General features: G+C 50.2%; 24 protein-coding genes. 4 read left to right on the top strand and 20 right to left on the bottom strand.

Annotated elements, in window-relative coordinates; all coding sequences use genetic code 11:
* Positions 1-9: 9 nt before the first annotated feature.
* Positions 10-357, bottom strand: a complete 348-nt coding sequence (locus DSM465_RS0104450; protein ID WP_008879882.1) for a hypothetical protein — start codon at positions 355-357, stop codon at positions 10-12.
* A gap of 97 nt (positions 358-454) precedes the next feature.
* On the opposite strand from DSM465_RS0104450, the gene DSM465_RS0104445 reads away from it, so the two are divergent.
* Positions 455-1,024 carry a nucleotidase gene (locus DSM465_RS0104445; RefSeq protein ID WP_029760709.1) on the top strand — a complete coding sequence of 190 codons (570 nt, stop codon included), beginning with the start codon at positions 455-457 and terminating at the stop codon, positions 1,022-1,024.
* Between the two features lie 15 nt (positions 1,025-1,039).
* On the opposite strand, the gene DSM465_RS0104440 is transcribed toward DSM465_RS0104445, so the two are convergent.
* From DSM465_RS0104440 to DSM465_RS0104425, 4 genes are all read right to left on the bottom strand, one after another.
* Positions 1,040-1,465: a Fur family transcriptional regulator gene (locus DSM465_RS0104440; protein ID WP_029760708.1), complete on the bottom strand. Its 426-nt coding sequence runs from the start codon at positions 1,463-1,465 to the stop codon at positions 1,040-1,042.
* A gap of 2 nt (positions 1,466-1,467) precedes the next feature.
* Positions 1,468-2,304, bottom strand: coding sequence for a metal ABC transporter permease (locus DSM465_RS0104435; RefSeq protein ID WP_029760707.1), 837 nt, complete (start codon positions 2,302-2,304; stop codon positions 1,468-1,470).
* Between the two features lie 40 nt (positions 2,305-2,344).
* Complete coding sequence (locus tag DSM465_RS0104430; RefSeq protein ID WP_029760705.1) at positions 2,345-3,100, bottom strand: metal ABC transporter ATP-binding protein; 756 nt, start codon at positions 3,098-3,100, stop codon at positions 2,345-2,347.
* An 82-nt stretch (positions 3,101-3,182) separates the two neighbouring features.
* A complete protein-coding gene (locus DSM465_RS0104425; protein ID WP_029760704.1) occupies positions 3,183-4,064 on the bottom strand; it encodes a YitT family protein in 882 nt (293 codons plus the stop codon).
* Between the two features lie 98 nt (positions 4,065-4,162).
* Here DSM465_RS0104425 and DSM465_RS0104420 point away from each other — a divergent pair, with 98 nt between their 5' ends.
* A complete protein-coding gene (locus tag DSM465_RS0104420) occupies positions 4,163-4,423 on the top strand; it encodes a DUF2624 domain-containing protein (protein ID WP_008879888.1) in 261 nt (86 codons plus the stop codon).
* A 20-nt stretch (positions 4,424-4,443) separates the two neighbouring features.
* Here DSM465_RS0104420 and DSM465_RS0104415 read toward each other — a convergent pair whose 3' ends face one another.
* Complete coding sequence (locus tag DSM465_RS0104415) at positions 4,444-5,343, bottom strand: deoxyribonuclease IV (protein WP_008879889.1); 900 nt, start codon at positions 5,341-5,343, stop codon at positions 4,444-4,446.
* Between the two features lie 37 nt (positions 5,344-5,380).
* Positions 5,381-6,691 carry a DEAD/DEAH box helicase gene (locus DSM465_RS0104410; RefSeq protein WP_011887824.1) on the bottom strand — a complete coding sequence of 437 codons (1,311 nt, stop codon included), beginning with the start codon at positions 6,689-6,691 and terminating at the stop codon, positions 5,381-5,383.
* Between the two features lie 172 nt (positions 6,692-6,863).
* On the opposite strand from DSM465_RS0104410, the gene vrrA reads away from it, so the two are divergent.
* Together vrrA and DSM465_RS0104400 are read left to right on the top strand one after the other, a co-directional pair.
* Positions 6,864-7,403, top strand: coding sequence for a VrrA/YqfQ family protein (gene vrrA / locus DSM465_RS0104405; RefSeq protein WP_011887825.1), 540 nt, complete (start codon positions 6,864-6,866; stop codon positions 7,401-7,403).
* Positions 7,404-7,509: 106 nt separating this feature from the next.
* On the top strand, positions 7,510-8,460 hold the full coding sequence (locus DSM465_RS0104400; protein WP_029760703.1) for a 4-hydroxy-3-methylbut-2-enyl diphosphate reductase: 951 nt from the start codon (positions 7,510-7,512) through the stop codon (positions 8,458-8,460).
* A gap of 78 nt (positions 8,461-8,538) precedes the next feature.
* On the opposite strand, the gene DSM465_RS0104395 is transcribed toward DSM465_RS0104400, so the two are convergent.
* The 13 genes from DSM465_RS0104395 to DSM465_RS0104335 form a co-directional block, all read right to left on the bottom strand.
* Entirely contained in the window at positions 8,539-9,660 is a 1,122-nt protein-coding gene (locus DSM465_RS0104395; RefSeq protein ID WP_011887826.1) for a Nif3-like dinuclear metal center hexameric protein, read from the bottom strand.
* Complete coding sequence (locus DSM465_RS0104390; protein ID WP_029760702.1) at positions 9,657-10,361, bottom strand: tRNA (adenine(22)-N(1))-methyltransferase; 705 nt, start codon at positions 10,359-10,361, stop codon at positions 9,657-9,659. The genes DSM465_RS0104395 and DSM465_RS0104390 overlap by 4 nt, the downstream gene beginning before the upstream one ends.
* A 186-nt stretch (positions 10,362-10,547) precedes the next feature.
* The gene (gene cccA / locus DSM465_RS0104385) at positions 10,548-10,910 is read right to left on the bottom strand and encodes a cytochrome c550 (protein WP_008879895.1); all 363 of its coding nucleotides are present in this window, start codon (positions 10,908-10,910) and stop codon (positions 10,548-10,550) included.
* A gap of 108 nt (positions 10,911-11,018) precedes the next feature.
* Entirely contained in the window at positions 11,019-11,534 is a 516-nt protein-coding gene (locus tag DSM465_RS0104380; protein WP_029760701.1) for a hypothetical protein, read from the bottom strand.
* Positions 11,535-11,603: 69 nt separating this feature from the next.
* The gene (gene rpoD / locus DSM465_RS0104375) at positions 11,604-12,731 is read right to left on the bottom strand and encodes an RNA polymerase sigma factor RpoD (protein WP_008879897.1); all 1,128 of its coding nucleotides are present in this window, start codon (positions 12,729-12,731) and stop codon (positions 11,604-11,606) included.
* Positions 12,732-12,765: 34 nt separating this feature from the next.
* Complete coding sequence (dnaG, locus tag DSM465_RS0104370; RefSeq protein ID WP_011887829.1) at positions 12,766-14,565, bottom strand: DNA primase; 1,800 nt, start codon at positions 14,563-14,565, stop codon at positions 12,766-12,768.
* Between the two features lie 780 nt (positions 14,566-15,345).
* Positions 15,346-16,146, bottom strand: coding sequence for a pyruvate, water dikinase regulatory protein (locus DSM465_RS0104365; protein ID WP_008879899.1), 801 nt, complete (start codon positions 16,144-16,146; stop codon positions 15,346-15,348).
* 19 nt (positions 16,147-16,165) lie between these two features.
* Positions 16,166-16,792 carry a helix-turn-helix transcriptional regulator gene (locus DSM465_RS0104360; protein ID WP_255350177.1) on the bottom strand — a complete coding sequence of 209 codons (627 nt, stop codon included), beginning with the start codon at positions 16,790-16,792 and terminating at the stop codon, positions 16,166-16,168.
* An 83-nt stretch (positions 16,793-16,875) separates the two neighbouring features.
* The gene (recO, locus tag DSM465_RS0104355) at positions 16,876-17,652 is read right to left on the bottom strand and encodes a DNA repair protein RecO (RefSeq protein WP_029760700.1); all 777 of its coding nucleotides are present in this window, start codon (positions 17,650-17,652) and stop codon (positions 16,876-16,878) included.
* A gap of 31 nt (positions 17,653-17,683) precedes the next feature.
* Positions 17,684-17,827: a YqzL family protein gene (locus tag DSM465_RS18775; RefSeq protein WP_008879902.1), complete on the bottom strand. Its 144-nt coding sequence runs from the start codon at positions 17,825-17,827 to the stop codon at positions 17,684-17,686.
* A gap of 101 nt (positions 17,828-17,928) precedes the next feature.
* Positions 17,929-18,837: a GTPase Era gene (era, locus tag DSM465_RS0104345; RefSeq protein WP_008879903.1), complete on the bottom strand. Its 909-nt coding sequence runs from the start codon at positions 18,835-18,837 to the stop codon at positions 17,929-17,931.
* A complete protein-coding gene (locus DSM465_RS0104340) occupies positions 18,830-19,228 on the bottom strand; it encodes a cytidine deaminase (protein WP_008879904.1) in 399 nt (132 codons plus the stop codon). The genes era and DSM465_RS0104340 overlap by 8 nt, the downstream gene beginning before the upstream one ends.
* A gap of 122 nt (positions 19,229-19,350) precedes the next feature.
* Positions 19,351-19,704, bottom strand: a complete 354-nt coding sequence (locus DSM465_RS0104335) for a diacylglycerol kinase family protein (protein WP_029760698.1) — start codon at positions 19,702-19,704, stop codon at positions 19,351-19,353.
* Between the last annotated feature and the right edge of the window lies 1 nt (position 19,705).

Below are 19,705 nucleotides of genomic sequence, written 5' to 3'. Positions count from 1 at the left end.
TCGCTTTTTTTACGTATAAAACGGCATAATGAACAAGCGGACGAGAATGGCGATAACGCCGATCCCGATGGCCCACGCTCCAAGCGTCTCTGCGCCGCGCCGACGTGCGATAAAACCGACAATAATGCCGGCCGCTCCTAACAAAATCGGCCACATAAACAAAGCGATAATGGACAACGCTAAAGCGGTCCATCCAATCCCGGCGCCGCCTGCTCGTTCTTCGTTCCGCTCATCGCGTCGACGGATCGGCTCAGCGATCTCCGCCGCTGTTTCTTCCATGAAAGGACGTTCTGGTTCCTCTTTTCCGATCGATTGCACGTAACTTTCATTATACGTGCGCTCGCGGTTGTCTGCCATATGCTTCCCTCGCTTTCCTAAAGTAAGGAGCATTATTAGTATGAGAAACCGCCGTCATTTTATCAGTGTGAATATTTTCTAAAAGGGGGATAAGGCGATGAAGCGACAACGCCTCGGTATTGACATTGACGGTACCATAACATGTCCAAGCACATTCATTCCATACTTAAACGAATCATTTGGCAAACCGCTCACATTAGGCGACATTACACAGTACAATTTGGCACCGCTGTACGACGTAACGGAAGAGGAAATGGATCGCTGGATGGAGGAAAATGAAGCGGAGATTTATGAACGCGCCCCGCTTGCCCGTTATGCGCTTGAGGTGATCGATAGTTGGAAAGACAAATACGAGCTATTTTACATTAGCGCTCGCGGCCGCCATTTGTATGAGCTCACTGAACGTTGGTTTCAGCGGCATGGCGTCCATTACCATCATATTGAGTTGATCGGATCACATGATAAAATCGACGCCGTCCGTCGCTATCAGCTCGCGGCTTTTTTTGAAGACAAATACGACAACGCCTGCGCCATTGGCGAAGAATGCGGCATCCCGGTCATTTTGTTCGACACCCCGTACAATCAAGGACCGATTCCAGATAACGTTATCCGCGTCAAAAACTGGCTTGAAGCAAAGCGCGAAATAGAACGGCGGTTACAGCCATAAAAAACCTCTCCCGCCTTATATCGGGAGAGGTTTTTGGCATTGCGGACACGTGCCGTAAATTTCAAATTTATGGTCAGCAATCTCATAGCCATCGAGCTCTGTGCCGATCCCGTCCATCGGGCACGCATCAATTTCCTTTGTTTTTCCACACTGGATGCAAATAAAATGGTGGTGATGATGGCGGGCATCACAGGCAAAGCGGAAATGCTTTTCTCCGGACAGCTCAGTCATTTCCAAAATGCCAAGCGTAGCGAAGAGTGACAAATTGCGATACACCGTGTCAAAGCTTAAGCCTGGATACGCCGGGCGAAGCGCTTCAAGCACTTCTTTTGCTGTCAAATATTTATCGCACTCGGCAAACAGCTCGAGCATTTGCTTTCGTTTTTCAGTATATTTAAATCCGTTTTCTTTCATTAACTGCAACGCTTCGCCGATCTTCATCACTACCGTCCCCTTTTCCATTTTTTCCATCCCAATACGAGAAGCAAAATGGCGACTGCCAGCATGACGATCGTCCCGCCCGGTGCCCAATCGAGCTCATACGCTGCCAAAAGCCCGATGATGACCGACAGCTCCCCGAAGAAAATGGAAAATACGATCGCCTGTTTAAAACTTTTGGCGATGCGAATGCTCGCTGCCACCGGCAGCGTCATCAGTGAAGAAACGAGCAACACACCGACGATGCGCATTGATGACGCGATGACAAGGGCGACAAGCACAATAAACAAAAAATGAATGAACTTGGCGCGAACGCCGGAGACGCGGGCGTATTCTTCATCAAAGGAAAGGAGAAATAGCTCCTTATAAAACACGAAAATAATGGCAGCGGCAATCACAGCCACCACGAACACTGCCCAAACATCATCGCTGCTCACGGCGCTGACGCTGCCAAACAAATAGGAAAACAAATCGGCGTTAAACCCGTTAGCGATTGAAATCAAAATGACACTTAGACCAATGCCTGCCGATAAAATAATTGGAATGGCAAGTTCTTCATAATGGCGATAAACAGCGCGCAACTTCTCAATGAGCAGCGAACCGGCAACGGAAAAGCCCATTCCGATGTAAAGTGGATTCCAGCCGGCGGCAGTTGAAACTGACTTTCCGATCAGCAGTCCGGCGGCAATGCCGGCAAGCGCCACATGGCTCAACGCATCAGCGATGAGCGACAACCGCCGAACAACGATAAACACCCCGAGCAACGGCGCGGCAAATCCGGTCAAAATGCCGGCCAAAAACGCATTGCGTAAAAATTCATATTGCCAAATGGCTTCCCACACATGTCATTCCTCCACAATCAACCGTTTCTGTTTCGCCCGCTTAATGCTCGTGGGAGAGAACGTGAAGCGGATGGCCGTAAAACCGTGAAATCGCCTCATCACCAAGCCGTTCGAACTCTTCCGCGTTTCCATGGAAATAAAGCCGCTTGTTTAAGCAGGCGATATGGGTTACCCGATCCGTGATCGTCCCAATATCGTGCGTCACAAGCACAAGCGTCAAACCGCGGCGGTTCAAATCGCCGAGCAGCTCATAAAACTCATGCACATGGCGAGCATCAACACCGACGGTCGGCTCGTCTAAAATCAACAAATCCGGCTTGCTCGCCAATGCGCGGGCGATAAACCCCCGCTGCTGCTGGCCGCCGGACAGTTCCCCGATATTGCGCTTCGCCAAGCCACGCAAACCGACCGCCTCCAACGCCGCTTCGACCGTGCGGCGGTCGTCTTTCGTCAACCGGCGAAACAAGCCGCGTTTCGCCGTCAATCCGCTCGCTACTACTTCCTCGACGGTCGCTGGAAAACCACGGTTAAAGCTGTTCGCTTTTTGCGACACAAATCCGATCCGATGCCATGCTCGAAACGACTCGATCGGCTCACCGAACAAGAAAATGCGGCCACGATCCGGCTTTAACAAGCCGAGCATGCATTTTAAGAGCGTCGATTTCCCCGAGCCGTTCGGTCCGACCAGCCCTAAAAACGCTCCTTTTGGCACCGCCAAATTGATGCGTTCAAGCACTTCCTCTTTTTCATAGCGAAACGACACATCCTCGATTTGCACGACAAGCCTGTTTTCCATGACCGTTCTCCCCTGCTAATTCAGAATCGTTACGATTTATGCCTGTGTGCAAGTATAACCGATCACGCTCATTTTGTAAACCTTAGTGAATTGCCGATTTAAAACGGGCTCCGCGCACTTCATGGGTCGCCATAATCGTAATAAACGCATTCGGATCAATTTCATTAATGATCGATTTCAACTTGGTCACTTCCAGACGCGTAACGACAGCATAAATGATTTCTTTTTGTTCGTCCGTGTAGCCGCCTTTGCCAATTAACTTCGTCGTCCCACGGCCGAGACGGTGTAAAATAGCACTCGAAATTTCTTCATAATGATCAGTAACAATAAAGGCCGCCCGTGTCTCATCAAGCCCTTCGACCACCGCATCAATCATTTTGGAAGCAATGTAATACGTCATCACCGAATACATCGCTGGCTCGAGCCCGAGCACAAACGCTGCCCAACCGAAAATAAACACGTTGACAAACATGACGAACTCGCCGACGGAAAATGGAATTTTCTTTGTCAATAAAATGCCTAATATTTCTGTCCCATCAAGCGATCCTCCATGGCGGATGACAAGCCCGACGCCAAGCCCGAGCGCCAAGCCGCCAAAGACGGCTGCTAAAATCGGCTGATTCGTCAGCGGGGCAAAATGATGAAAATATCGCTCAGCGCCCCCGAGAATAACGACCCCTAAAATCGTTGATAACATAAACGTTTTACCAATTTGCTTATAGCCAAAATACATAAATGGTGCGTTTAAAATAATGACGAGCGTGGCAAAATTCAACAGTCCCCATTCATCAGGAATTAAATAGTCCAAAATAAGCGATACACCGATAATGCCGCCATCGATCATTTTATTTGGAACAAGCAGCCGCTCGATAGCGAACGCCGCCAAGCAGGCCCCAATGATGATCATTAATACCCGATACAACACACGCTTCAATGGTTCTTTTTTATGTTGTTTCGGCGCCAAACTTCCACCCCTTCTCTTTTACTTTGCATTTTCATTATACTATACACCTCTCTTCCGTTCGCATCATATGATGGAACAGAAACAAGGAGGGAGCTGCCATGAACTTTTACCAACAGCTCGTGAAACAAAAATTAAAAACGATCACTCCGGAAGAACTCGTTGCGTACAGTCGAGATTACGGTTTGCCAATTACGGTCAATCAGGCGAAAAAAATTCTTCATCTTGCCCGAACGAATGACATTAACGTCTTCGACCCCGAGGAGCGGAAAAAATGGGTGCGCGAACTAGCCAAAATCACGTCGCCGGAGATCGCCAAGAAAGCGAACGAACTGTTTTTAAAATTTGTACAGAAAAAGTGAAATAAGGCTGGAATCTCTTTTTATTGCGTATCAGCAACAATTTTTTCCAGCAACTGATCATCAAATGTCTGTGCCCGCAGCATAGCGATTTCATGTTTGTACGGCGGTTTTTTATTGTTTTTATCCTCTCCAACATACGGCGTTTCTAAAATTTTCGGAATGTCCGCAAGCTGCGGGTGATGGACGATGTAATTCAGTGCACGAAATCCGATATGACCGAAACCGATGTTTTCGTGGCGGTCTTTCCGGCTGCCGCGCGGGTTTTTGCTGTCATTAATATGCAGCACTTTCAGACGTTCAAGACCGATCACCCGGTCGAATTCGGAAAGAACGCCGTCAAAATCGTTAACAATGTCATAGCCGGCATCATGCGTATGACATGTGTCAAAGCAGACGGACAGCTTGTCGTTATAGGCAACGCCATCGATAATATACGCCAGCTCTTCAAACGTGCGCCCGCATTCCGATCCTTTACCGGCCATCGTTTCAAGAGCGATTTCAACTGTCTGCTCGCGCGTCAACACTTCATTCAGTCCACGGATGATCTGCCGGAGCCCGGCTTCCGCTCCAGCGCCGACATGGGCGCCCGGGTGCAACACAAGTTGCTTCGCCCCGATCGCTTCCGTTCGTTCGATTTCAGCGCGCAAAAAATTAACGCCAAGCGCAAACGTATCGGGATTTTTCGTGTTGCCGATATTGATAATATACGGAGCGTGGACGACAATGTCCTCAATACCGTGCGCCTTCATATGCTCGTGCCCGGCTTCAATATTCAGCTCTTCGATGGCTTTGCGCCTTGTGTTTTGCGGCGCTCCAGTGTAAATCATAAACGTGTTCGCTCCGTACGATACCGCCTCCTCACTGGCGGCGAGCAGCATTTTTTTGCCGCTCATCGAAACGTGTGAACCGATTTTTAACATGTCCTTCTCTCCCTTTTATCTCCATACACAACGAAGACTACGATTTTTTGAAGCGGCTCAGCCGCTTTTTCTTCTTCTCAAGCTCGGCGCGCAGCTTTTTCTTATAGCCCGGTTTCACTTGTTTCGCTTTTTTCAGCTTCGCAACAAGCAGCGCGAGGTCATCTTCCTTCTCACCAGCTCGCTTGCTCCGCCGATTCCAAGGTGGAAGATCCTTCCATTCACCACGCACGAGGTCGCGATGAACAAATGAAATCCCCATTTTTTCCAATCGAGCAATCGCATCTTGGTCGGTCGGTTCGTAAATGGTCGCCGCAATGCCGCTATAACCGGCGCGTGCCGTCCTCCCAGCTCGATGAATGTAAAACTGCAAATCATCGGGCAACTCATAGTTGATGACATGGCTCACGCCTTCGATATCAATGCCGCGCGCCGCCAAATCAGTGGCAACGACGTATTGAAACTCCAAATCGCGAATTTGGTTCATCATCTTTTTCCGCTCGCGCGGCGTCAAATCACCGTGCAATACACCGACTTTCAGTCCTTGTTCGGCAAGCTGATCGGCGACTTCATCAGCCCTCTTTCTCGTATTCACGAACACAATGGCTAAATATGGATTGTAGCTGACAAGCACATCATAAAGCAGCTTGACCTTTTCACGGCCGCGTAGTGGAATGAGCACATGCTCAATGTTTTTATTCGCTGTCTGTTTCGGCTCGACCTGGATGAATGTCGGATTTTCCATATATTTTTTCAAAAATGGCTTCAGCTTTTCCGGAATCGTCGCCGAAAAGACAAGCATTTGCAGCTCTTTCGGCATCCGGGCCGCGATTTGGTCGACATCGGTGATAAACCCCATATCGAGCATTAAATCGGCTTCATCGACGACGAGGGTGCGCGCCGTGTGTACATCAAGCGCCTGCTCGCGGATAAAATCGTTAATGCGCCCAGGCGTACCGATCACAATATGCGGCTGCACGTGGAGCTTTTCAAGCGCCTTTTGCTTATCCGTCCCACCGATGAAACAGCGAGCGACAATCATCCGGTCTTTCGGGCAAAATTTCGTGATCTTTAACGTTTCATGGTAAATTTGCGTCGCCAACTCGCGCGTCGGCGCTGTAATGACTGCCTGCACTTCAGCGCGCTCCGGGTCGATCTTTTCGATGATCGGCAATAAATAGGCGTGTGTTTTTCCCGTCCCAGTCTGCGACTGGCCAACCATGCTTTCCCCACGCAATGCTCTCGGAATGATGCGCTCTTGAATTTCCGTCGGCTTATAAAAACGAAGCGCTTGAATCGCCTCGATCACAAATGGCTGAAATGGAAACCGGGTAAATTGCGTCTCTGCCATCAAGTACCACTCCCTTCTATATACGCCCTTTGTACGCTCCATCATTATAGCGAATATTTGCGGCCCACCGCAACTAAAGACGATGGCAGCTGAAAAACCTTTCCCACTCTTCCCGCATATTTTATGAAGGAGGACGATTGTTCATCTGTACGATGGAAAGGAGGCAACTGCCATGAGATACAGTCGGCCGCCGATGGTCCCTTCCCGGTTCGTCGGTATGCCGCCCGCCCCGTTCCCCCACATGCCGGCTGGCGTTCCCCGCCCTGGCGGCGCCGGTGGTCTACTGGCCCGTCTATTTTCTCGCGGACAGCCGCCGGTCGCCGCTTCATCCCCGTGGGGATTACCGTTGCTGCAAAACACCGCCGCCAATACCGCTACAGCAGCGAACACAAGCGGTGGATTCATCGGCATGTTAAATAACGTACAAAAAATGCTCAGCGTCGCGCAAAACGTCATGCCAATGGTGCAACAATATGGCCCGCTCATCCGCAACCTTCCAGCCATGATTCGCATTTTCCGTGAGTTGAAGACAGCCGATGAAGAAGACGGAGAAACGAAATCGACAGAAAGCGCACCGGCAAAAGAAACAAAACAAAAGCCGGCCGAGCGGGAGGCCAAAAAACGCCCTGTTCCGCAGGCCAATCATGAAGATTCACAAGAAAAACAAATACCGACCACACCGAGACCATCAACGCCAAAACTGTATATATAAACCTCTCTCCCGCCCTCTTAGGGCGGTTATTCTTTGTCTTATCCTGTTCTCTCAGATATAATGAAAAAGGAAAACCGCCACGGATCGGCGGCAGGGAGGGAAAACAATGGAAGTGATTAAAATTACCCCTCGCGGGTATTGCTACGGAGTTGTCGATGCGATGGTCATCGCCCGCAATGCGGCATTAGACCCATCATTGCCGCGGCCGATTTACATCCTCGGCATGATCGTCCATAATAAACACGTCACGGACGCGTTTGCCGAAGAGGGTATCATTACGCTGGATGGAGAAAATCGGCTGGAAATTTTAGAAAAAATTGATCGAGGCACAGTGATTTTCACCGCCCACGGCGTGTCTCCAGAAGTGAAAAAACGCGCGCTCGAAAAAGGGCTAGTGACGATCGATGCAACATGCCCGGACGTCACGAAAACGCATCGGCTCATCGAGCAAAAGCTCGCTGATGGTTACGATATTATCTACATCGGCAAAAAAGGACATCCGGAACCGGAAGGAGCGGTCGGCATCAATCCGGAGCGCATTCATCTCGTCGAAACGCCAGACGATGTTGAGCGGCTTTCTCTTAAAAACGAACGTCTCATGGTTACAAACCAAACGACGATGAGCCAATGGGATGTAGCCGATATTATGGCGAAAGTGAAAGAAAAATACCCGCATGTCGAAATGCATAAAGAAATTTGCCTCGCGACCCAGCTTCGTCAAGAAGCGGTTGCCGAGCAAGCGAAGGAAGCGGATGTGACGATCGTTGTCGGCGATCCGCGCAGCAACAACTCAAACCGCCTTGCTCAAGTATCGGAAGAAATTGCCGGCACGAAAGCATACCGTATCGCTGATGTAACGGAAATTGATATCAACTGGATTAAAAACGCGAAAAAGGTGGCTGTCACAGCTGGCGCTTCCACTCCGACGCCGATTACGAAAGAAGTAATCGACTTTTTAGAGCAATTCGACCCGAACGATCCGGCAACATGGGAGCGGGAACGGAAAGTGCCGCTGCAAAAAATCTTGCCGAAGGTAAAAACAAAGAAAGAAGAATAACAGCCGTTCGTCCATAAACAAAGGCTATCCTGAACAAGCGGTTGAACCGCTTGCAGGACAGCCTTTTTTCATCTCCGCTCACACGAACTGAAACGGATCGGTATGGACGTTTGAAACGATGACCTCCGCCTCCCACTGCCGCTTCGTGAGTTCGGCGGTTAAATAACGGGCGACGCCTTGTTTCATTACTTTTTCGACGTTATGTCCGGGATCGACAAGATGGAGACCGAGCGCTTGGGCGTCATGGGCGGTATGATAATACACATCCCCGGTTACATACACATCAGCCCCAGCCGATGCGGCGGCAGCGACAAACTTATTTCCGTCTCCGCCAAGCACGGCAACAGTTTGCACAAGGTCATCAAGCCGGCCGACAACACGCACAGCCGGAACGGAAAATGCTGTTTTCACTTGTTCGGCAAAGGCGCGTAACGTCACCGGCTGCGGCAACCGACCAATGCGACCGAGTCCGAATCGACGCCCTTCGTTGTCAAGCGGATAAATGTCGTACGCCACCTCTTCATACGGATGGGCGGCGAGCATCGCCTCGATCACTTGGCGCTCAAGCGAGGCCGGAACGATCGTTTCAATGCGAACTTCCTCCACTTCCTCAAGCCGCCCTTGCTCGCCGATAAACGGCTGGGCCCCTTCTTCCGGCAAAAACGTTCCGATGCCGCGGCTGTTGAACGTACAATGACTGTAACGGCCAATATGACCGGCACCGGCATCGCCTATGGCCGCCCGCACCGCCTCAGCGTGGCTCGTCGGCACATAGACGACAAGCTTTTTCAGCGCTTCCGTGTATGTTGGCACAAGCACGGTCGTTTCATGTAAACCAAGCGCTTCAGCGAGCCAGTCGTTCAATCCGCCAGCGGCGACATCTAAATTCGTATGAGCAGCGTACACGGCAATGTCGTGCTTGACGCATGCCGCGATCATCCGACCATGTCCGTCATCGGTCAACAGCTGTTTCAGTGGTCGATAGAGCGGCGGATGGTGAGCGATAATTAAATCGACTTGTTGATCAACAGCTTCAGCGATAACATCTTCGAGCACATCAAGGGCAACCATCACTTTTTTGACCGGCTTGTTCAACGTTCCGATTTGCAGGCCGATCCGGTCTCCCTCCATGGCTAATGACTTCGGGGCGAGCTGCTCGAAAAGCTGAATGACCTCGTAGCCGTACGGAATGCGGCTCATGCCAACGCCTCCTCTACCAATTGGACTTTTTTCTCCAGTTCACGCTTTTTCTCCCGAGCCGATTCACTTTCTCCCTTCTCCGCTAAATCGGCAATAATCCGCTTCCAATGCTGGAGTTCACGCTGCCATTTTTCGCGGAATACCTCGCTATTTTCTTGGAGCAAAAACGGCCCTAAAATCAGTTCCGCCTCCAAATTGCGATACGGCCGCCGAGCGTCACCGCACTCAGCAACAAGCACTTCATAAATTTGCCCATCTTCTTTCAAAATGCGTTCGGCCACCAGCTCCCATCCGTGGTCAAGAAGCCAGCGGCGGACAAGCTCGGCGCCAATGTTCGGCTGCAAAATGAGCCGTTTGACACCGGCCAGCTTTTCTTCTCCATCCCCCAAAATCCGGGTAATCAAGGCGCCGCCCATGCCAGCGATCGTGATGCAATCAGCTTCCCCCGGAGCAATGACAGCCAGCCCGTCTCCTTTGCGCACGGAAATGAGATGGGAAAGCCCGGACTTTTCCACTTGCTGCTGCGCTGAACGGAGCGGCCCGTCCGCCACTTCGCCGGCGATAGCTTTGGTCGCATAGCCGTGCAAACAGGCATAGCAAGGCAAATAGGCGTGATCTGAACCGATATCAGCGAGCACTGCCCCTTTCGGGATAAAGGAAGCGACCGTTGCGAGCCGTTTGGATAGGTGAAATTCGTTCATAATCCACCAAGGGCGCGACCAACCTTCTCTCAGCTGCCGTGCGAAGGCGGCCCGCATTTCCCTCCTTTTTTCAAATTTGCTTGCCTTTATTGTACTCCCACCTACACTCACGATGTGAAGCGGGAGCTTTGTAGTTGGAGATGATAAAACATCCCTTCGCCAAAGGCAAAGGGACGTCAATCATCATTATTTTAAGTCGGCCAACCATTTCGTCATCGCATCGATGTTGTCAGCCGGCACAAGCCCGCCCGGCATGCCACCGCGCCCGTTTTGAAGGACGTCTTTCAGTTGGTCCGCCGACAGACGTTCGCCGACTCCTTTTAATGCCGGACCCATGCCGCCTTCATAATTTTGTCCGTGACAGCTGGCGCATGTTTGCTTGTAAAAATCCTCCGGATTAAATTCGGCGGTCTGTTCTGTTTTTTCGCCGCCTTTTTTCTCTTCGGCCATCTCTTTCGCATCGCCTAGCCCTTTAAACGACAAGACGAACGTCAGCACAATCCCGAATGCCATAATGATGAAAAACGGGATGAGCGGATTGCGGTTCATCTTTTTTACCTCCCTTATGTATGATGAAGAACGATGCAAACAATTTTATTGTACTGTAAATAGTGGACAAGGAAAAGCCCTAAGTTTCCAAAACGGGAGCAACCGGCTTCATCGCCACCAAACGATCACCGCCATAAGTATCCCCCCGACAACGGCAGCAAGAGAAAAATAATGGAGACGAAACAGGCGGCCAATGGCGAGCCAAACACTGCAATTAGCCAACACTGTCGCCGTGAGCACGCCGTTTTGGCCGGGAAAGTAATGGCTGCTGCCAGCGACAGTCCCTAAAAGCAACAGCCAGGCGCTGCCAATCAACGGAAAATGAAGGAGCTGCCGCTCTTTCCTCCATCGCCAAACAAGCAACAAGCAAACCACCAAAAAAAGTGATACAAGGAGCGTTTGCAAAACGAATGACAATTCAGTAAAATAAATGGCAAGAGCAGCAGCTACCAACAACACACAAAGACCGGCGACAAGTGAACCGGTCCACTGACGGCCGCACGTGCGGCTATCGCCCTCCGTATAGAGGGCAAGCAAATAGTCGCAATATTGTTCTGGAAGAAGTCGTGAACGCTTCCAATATTCAATTTCTCGGATAATCGTTTCCCGTCGTCGCCGATTCATTCGTCAATCACCTTTCATCAGGTAAAGAAAATAGTTTACTTCCGAAGAAGTAAACTACGAAAAAAGCGATCATTCTAAAAAGTCTTTCAGCCGTTTGCTGCGGCTTGGATGGCGGAGCTTGCGTAACGCCTTGGCCTCGATTTGGCGAATGCGTTCACGTGTCACACCAAACACTTTCCCGACCTCTTCCAACGTCCGCGTCCGACCGTCGTCCAGCCCGAAGCGAAGGCGGAGCACGTTTTCTTCACGGTCTGTCAGCGTATCAAGGACATCTTCAAGCTGCTCTTTCAACAGCTCGTACGCAGCGTGTTCCGACGGCGATGTCGCTTCTTGGTCTTCGATGAAATCACCAAGGTGCGAGTCGTCTTCCTCGCCGATCGGCGTCTCGAGCGACACGGGTTCTTGAGCGATTTTTAAAATTTCCCGTACTTTCTCCGGCGTCAAGTCCATTTCCTCGGCGATTTCTTCCGGCGTTGGTTCGCGCCCGAGGTCTTGGAGCAACTGCCGTTGAACACGGATCAGTTTATTGATCGTCTCAACCATATGAACAGGGATGCGGATCGTCCGCGCCTGATCAGCGATCGCTCTTGTAATGGCTTGGCGAATCCACCATGTCGCATACGTGCTGAATTTATAGCCTTTGCGGTAGTCAAATTTTTCAACCGCTTTGATCAATCCCATGTTTCCTTCTTGGATCAAATCAAGAAAGAGCATACCACGGCCAACATACCGTTTGGCAATGCTGACGACGAGACGGAGGTTCGCTTCTGTCAGCCGGCGTTTCGCTTCTTCGTCGCCTTGCTCGATCCGTTTGGCCAGCTCGATCTCTTCTTCCGCCGACAAAAGCGGAACACGGCCGATTTCTTTTAAGTACATGCGCACCGGATCATTGATTTTCACACCAGGAGGAACGGACAAGTCGTTTAAGTCGAACTCTTCCTCCTTCACCAGTTCATCAATATCCGGATCGGTCTCAATGTCAGATTCGCTGATCACTTCAATGCCCTGATCAGCAAGGTATTCGTAATATTCATCCATCTGGTCGGAGTCCAAATCAAAGCCGGAGAGCCGCTCGGCGATTTCCTCGTACGTGAGGATGCCGCGTTTCTTGCCGAGCTCGGCGAGCTGCTCTTTCGCTTGCTCAAGCGTGTCGGCAGCAGCTTCCGCCTGCTTTGATTGGGCTGGTTTTTCCGCCATTTCATTACCTCCTTTAAAAACTCATACCACCATGTTATGAAGAAGATAACATTTTTTTCATTTCAATCATTTCTTTGGCGATGCGGGCGGCCGTCAAAAAGTCTTTTCTTCGCTCCGCTTCAATTTTTTCTTGCTCTTTTTCCTTTAGCATTAACCATTTCGGGTGATTCAACACATGTTTAATATAATCGGCGAGCTCTTGCTCGGAGACGTCATCCGTCACCAACAGAAGCGACAGCTCACTCGCTAACGACTGCAACTCATCAGGAAGCCGAATCATGAGCGCGCCGACGTCAGCTTCATGCCCTTCTTCATAAAAAGCATAAATATAAGCGGCTAACGCCCGATGCTCCTCGATGTTAAAACGTCCGCCGACCCGCTCTTGAACGAACAATGCCACATCGCGGCTTCGCATCATATGAGCAAGCAGCAGCCGCTCTGCATTGTGGAAAGCCGGTAGCAGCTTTTTTGTTAACGTCGGCCGTGAGGTCTTTTCGTTGGCTGACGTTTCCCGCGGCTTTGACGTTTCCTGCTTGTAGCGGGACAGCTGCTCATTGAGCGCGGAGAGCGACAAAGAAAACTCATCCGCGAGCTGACGTACATAATAATCTTTTTCGACAGGACTCGGCAATTTGCCGATTTCGCGGAGCACTTCCTCAATATAACGAAGCCGGTCGCCTTCGTGCTGCAAATTTTTCCCCCGTCGCAAATGGTTCATTTTAAACGCCATAAGCGGCTGAGCAGCAGCAATTTCGCCAACAAACCGGTCCTTGCCGTAAACGCGTATATATTCATCCGGATCAAGGCCGTTCGGAATGGATGCCACCTTGACGCGGCATCCGAGCGCGCTCAGTTGCTCTGCGGCGCGCCAAGCGGCTTCCATTCCGGCGTTGTCACCATCGTAGCAAATCGTGACCGTTTCCGCATGGCGGCGCAAAATGCGTGCCTGCTCCTCGGTCAGCGACGTGCCCATCGTTGCCACCGCATAATCAATGCCAGCCTGCACGGCGGAAATCACATCCGCAAACCCTTCAAACAACAACGCCTCTTGCCGCTTGCGTATCGGCACCCGCGCCTCATGAAAGTGATATAAAAGCATGCCTTTACGGAAAATCGGTGTTTCCGGGCTGTTAACATATTTCGGCTGCCCCTCACCGAGCAGACGGCCGGAAAACCCAACCGTCTCACCGCGGTGATCAAGGATCGGAAACATAATCCGATTTCGGAAGCGGTCGACGTACCGTCCGTCTTCTTTTTTCGTGACCAAGCCCGCCTTTTCCAGCATCGGAAGTGAAAAGGAATGGCTATCGAGCAACTTGGCCGCCGCATCGGGCGCATCCGGCGCATAACCGATTTCAAATCGGTCGATTGTTTCTTTTGTCCATCCGCGCGCCTGCAAGTAATCAAGCGCTGCTTGTCCTTCTTTTGTATAAACAAGCAAATGGTGGTAAAAACGTTTCAGCAAGGTGTGTGCTTCAATCATCACCTTAGCCTCGCCGGCTTTGCCATCATCATGCCCGCGAACATTCAGCTGATAGGCAGACAAGTCAATGCCTGCTTTAGCCGCAAGACGTTTCGCCGCTTCCACAAACGGAATGCCCTCTATATCCATTAAAAACGTAAAGGCATTCCCTCCCGCCCCACAGCCGAAGCAGTGGAAAATTTGTTTCTCCGGGGAAACGGAAAACGATGGCGTTTTTTCTCCGTGAAACGGGCACAAACCAAAATAGTTGCGACCTTGTTTTTTCAGTTGAACATATTCGCTAATGACGTCAACAATGTCGACGCTGCGGCGAATCGCTTCAATCGTTTCTTCAGGAATACGATATCCCATATGAACAACCCCCTGAACCTCCTTGATGGCTAAAGCCATGGGGGTCTTGTGTACTACAGAGCTTCTTCCATGGCTTCACATGGGTAACCGACTCTTATTCCACAAGACTTTCATAAGCAAATCCCTGCCCGATGCTTAACGGCCTATTCCCCGGTTCAAGAGTGCTTTTGGTTGTTTAACCCCCGTAGTACTTTCATCCCAGCAACTGAAGCCGCAGACTCATATAAATGTTCTCGTCACATATTTATTCTCGGCGGCAAGCCCATTTCCCTTTTGATTTCGACAAATTTTTTCAATATCTCCGTTTCGCCTTCCCCCTTGCCTTCAAAATCAAAGGCTAAGCAACCGGGCTGTCCGCTGTCCCCTTCGTCCTGCTAGCCCAGCAGAAATCAATGACAGCAACACTATCCGAAAACGCACTCGGTATATTATATTTCAGCACCGGAAAGAAAATTTCACTTTTTTCTTGGCACGTCGTTGCAGTGAACTGACCTGCTGTTACGGCAAGGGATGTCTTTACACCCCCTATTATTCTACACCGTTCTAAAAAATCCTTCTTTAATATTGTGGGCGTTCGACATTTTTTGTCGAAAAAACTTTTTTCACGGCACTTGACAAGCAGCTATAAATAGTTTACTCGTCTCATGACCGCTCTAAACCTATACGGGGCATTTTTCTCACAATTTTTTATTATAATATAAGCTGCAGCAATATGCCATAGAAAAACGCACGATTCCGATCAGGAAACCGTGCGGACAAAACGGAAACAATGACGTAGTATTAACGTTTTAACTTTTTCATAATAATGCTCGCTGTTTCTTCAACAGCTTTATTCGTTACGTCAATGACATCGCAACCGATTTTTTTCACCACTCCGTCAAAATAGGCCAGCTCCTCTTTAATGCGATCCATATTCGCATAGATGGCTTGATCGTTCAAGCCTAGGGATTTCAAGCGCTCGCGGCGAATCGATAGCAACTTGTCCGGGCTGATTTTCAAGCCAAAGCATTTGCTTGGACCGACTTGGAATAGCTGTTCGGGCGGTTCGACCTCCGGAACGATCGGTACGTTCGCCACCTTCAGCCGCTTATGAGCTAAATATTGCGACAGCGGCGTTTTTGATGTGCGCGATACGCCGATCAACACAATGTCGGCGCGCAAAATGCCTCGCGGATCGCGGCCATCATCGTATTTTACGGCAAATTCAATCGCTTCGATTTTTTTGAAATAATCTTCGTCAAGCACACGCACCTGACCCGGCTCATACCTTGGCTTCAGCTGGAACAAGTCGCTCATCTTTTCAATGAGCGGGCCGATGATATCGTAAGCGACAACCCCTTCGCGTGCCGCTTCAGTGAGCAAAAACTCCCTCATCTCCGGGACAACGAGTGTAAAGGCGATAATGGCTTGGTTCATTTTCGCCAATGCGACAACTTCAGCTAATGTTGTTTTGTCCTCTACGTACGGGACGCGTTTTACTTGAACCGGCGAGGCGTAAAACTGGCTGGCCGCCGCTTTCACGACAAGCTCGGCCGTTTCCCCACCCGAATCAGATACGACGTAAACGAGGCGCTGATTCATGTGTCTCCTCCTTTTGGACTCATACATCATCTTTCGCTAATGAAACAAATGCTTTCGTCATATTCGTTTTCGTAATGCGACCGACCACTTCATATCCTTTTTCCGTTTTGCGCACGACCGGCATGGCATCAATTTGCTTTTCGATCAGCTGCTCGGCTACGTCAATGAGCGAATCATCTTTATAACAAACGGCGATGTTCGGCATTCTAGTCATGATAATATTGACCGGAATCGCCGTCAACTCTTGTTTGCCGATGCTCGCACGCAACAAATCTTTGCGCGACAAAACACCGACAAGCAGCGACTCATCATCGACGACAAACAGCGTGCCCACATCTTCCAGGAACATCGTAACGATCGCATCATAGACGCTCATGTTTTCGTTGACGACGACCGGAATTGATTGATAATCTGCGACTTTCATTTTTTTAATTTTATCAGCCAACAGTTGCGTGCCTGTCTTTCCAGTATAAAAATAGCCGACGCGCGGCCGTGCTTCCAAATAGCCGGCCATCGTCAAAATGGCTAGATCGGGTCGAAGCGTCGCCCGGGTCAAGTTCAGCTTTTCAGCGATGCTCTCCCCCGTGATCGGCCCGTAGTCTTTTACAATTTGCAAAATTTGCTCCTGGCGTTTATTCAGTTCGATCGTCGCTCACCACCTTGCAAAAAAGGTCCCATACGCTATGACTCTCGTTCATATTATACTACACACCGCGTTTACAAGGAAAATTAGTTGTTGCGTCCATCGCCTTGGTCAAGCGTGCCTTTCAGCTCGCCGATTTGCTGCAAAAAGCGCTTTGCCTTCAGCGACAGGCCAGCATATTCATCATAGTAACTGGACAATACAGCCCTTAATTCTGCTTTGGTGCCTTCTTTTACCGAAATCGCTCCGAGGCGCGTGAGGTCAATATGGTAAAACAGGCGCAACAGCCGAATTGAGGCCGGCGAAAGCGGAAAGCGGTGCGGATCGGCCGACTCGCAACGATGGCAAAGGAAGCCTGCTTCCTTGACCGAAAACGAGAAGCGCCCTTCCGTCGCCCCGCAGCGGGCGCAGCGGTCGAGCACAGGCGGGATGCCGAGCACCGAAAGCATTTTCATTTCATAAATAAAGGTCATAATCTCTAAATCGCGACCTTCGCTCATATATTGTAATGTTTGTAGCAGCAGCTCAAACAAGTACGGATTACGTTTTTGCTCCTCCGTGCTTTTATCAGTGAGCTCAACAATATACGCCGCATAAGCGGCGGCAAACAAATCTTCACGCAGCACTCGCATCGAGTCAATAAGCTCCCCTTGATGAAGAAGGCCGACGCCGCGGCTGCGGCGAATCAAGTAATGGCCGTAGGCGAGCGGCTGCGTAACAGCAGAAAGGCGGCTGCTTGGCTTTTTCGCTCCCCGTGCCATCGCAGCCACCTTTCCCCATTCTCGTGTAAACAATGTGACAATTTTATTTGTCTCGCCATAATCGATCGCCCGTATGACGATCGCTTCACACTTTTGAAACATTCGATCACCACCGCTTTAGCCAACAACAATACTAGGAGATCGGTTGGTCGATTTCTTCCTGTTCGGCGTTTTGCTCCTTGCCGTTAAACCGCTGTTCACGTTCGAGCTCTTTAAACAGAAGGTACGTATCAATATTGCCTGTTTGGCTAAACAACTTCCACGTAAACTCAAGCATGGAATGACACCTCTTTCCGCCTGCAGGCATTGCGTATTGGTGGTCTACCTATAGGTTGGCTCGGGCAAAAATGGTTTATGTCGCGTAAAATTTTCTAGCCTTCAATACTCGTCTTCTCGAAACCCGAAGTCACGCAGCTGCACAAGACGGTTGCGCCAATCTTTTTGCACCTTCACCCACAGCTCCAAAAACACTCTTGACCCGAGCAGCGCCTCAATGTCAGCGCGCGCCCGCTGCCCGATTTCCTTTAGCATTCGGCCTTGTTTGCCGATGATGATCCCTTTTTGTGAATCACGCTCGACAACGATGACAGCGCCGACGTATACTGTGCCCGTCTCCTCGCGCCGCTCGATGCGTTCCACGACGACAGCGATCGAATGCGGAACTTCCTCGCGCGTTAAGTGAAGCGCTTTCTCACGAATGAGCTCGGCAATAATAAACTGTTCCGGATGGTCGGTAATCTGATCCGGTGGGTAATATTGCGGCCCTTCTGGCAATCGTTGTTTAATTTGCTCCAACAGACGCTCGACATTGTTCCCTTCAAGCGCCGAAATTGGCACGATCTCGGCAAAAGGGTACAAATCCTTGTACCGGTCAATGATCGGCAGCAGTTCATCCGGATGGACGCGGTCGATTTTATTGATCACTAAAAACACCGGAGTATTGACTTCGTTCAACCGCTCAATAATAAACGCTTCGCCGCGCCCAAATCCTTCCTCCGCATTGACCATAAACAAAATCAAATCGACTTCGCGAAGCGCATTGAGCGCCACTTTCATCATAAAGTCGCCGAGCTTGTGTTTCGGTTTATGAACCCCTGGGGTGTCGATGAAAATGATTTGGGCTTCATCGTCCGTATAAACACCTTGAATTTTATTACGCGTCGTTTGTGGCTTGTCGCTCATAATGGCGATTTTTTGCCCAATGACGCGGTTTAAAAACGTTGATTTTCCTACGTTTGGTCTTCCGATAATAGCAACAAATCCTGATTTGTATCCCTGTTTATTCATGCATATCCTCCGCTGCAAAAGCTTCTGGCAGTAATTCGTTAACAGTGACTATTTTGATATCTCCGCTTAAGTTGGCCAAAATGACCTTCATATCGCCGGGACAAAGTTCGGCGATCACTTGGCGGCATGCGCCGCACGGCGGCACCGGACGAGGGGTGTCAGCGATGACCGCAAGCGCAGCAAACTCCGTCTCCCCTTCCGAATATGCCTTAAACAGCGCGGTTCGTTCCGCACAATTACACATGCTGTAGGCAGCATTCTCAATGTTGCAACCACGATATACGCTGCCGCCTTTCGTCAATAAAGCGGCGCCAACTTTAAACTTTGAGTACGGCACGTAGGCGAGTTCGCGCGCTTTTTTCGCTTCGACAATGAGCTGCTCGATTTTCACCAATAACTCTTCCCTTCCTGAAAGCAACCACTGCTTTCTTTTATTTTACAAAAAAACAGCGTAAATTTCATCATCTGAAACGAAAATGTAACAGAAAAATTAGAATTTTCTTTCTTGTTCACTTAGCGAAGATGCGGCCAAAACAACAACACTCCGATGATCACAGCGAGCCCGGCGGCCACAAGCACAGCGGCCGCAGCGATATCTTTCGCCGCTTTCGCCAACGGATGAAACTCGCCCGTCACTAAGTCAACAGCACGCTCAATGGCCGTATTGACAAGCTCCAGCGTAATGACCGCACCAACTGTCAGCACCAACACAATCCATTCCCACCGTGACAGTCCAACGATACCAGCGGCCGCAAAGGCAACAACGGCGGCCGCCAAGTGGAAACGCAAATGCGCCTCCTCCTTCACCGCCGCCTTCATTCCTGCCCAAGCCCAAGCGAAACGATCCCGTTCCCGTATGTCTCGCATG

The organism is Geobacillus thermodenitrificans subsp. thermodenitrificans DSM 465 (assembly GCF_000496575.1).
Classification (GTDB): Bacteria; Bacillota; Bacilli; order Bacillales; family Anoxybacillaceae; genus Geobacillus; species Geobacillus thermodenitrificans.
Note: the sequence above shows the minus strand (reverse complement) of the source record. Positions and strands in the feature narration are given on the sequence as shown.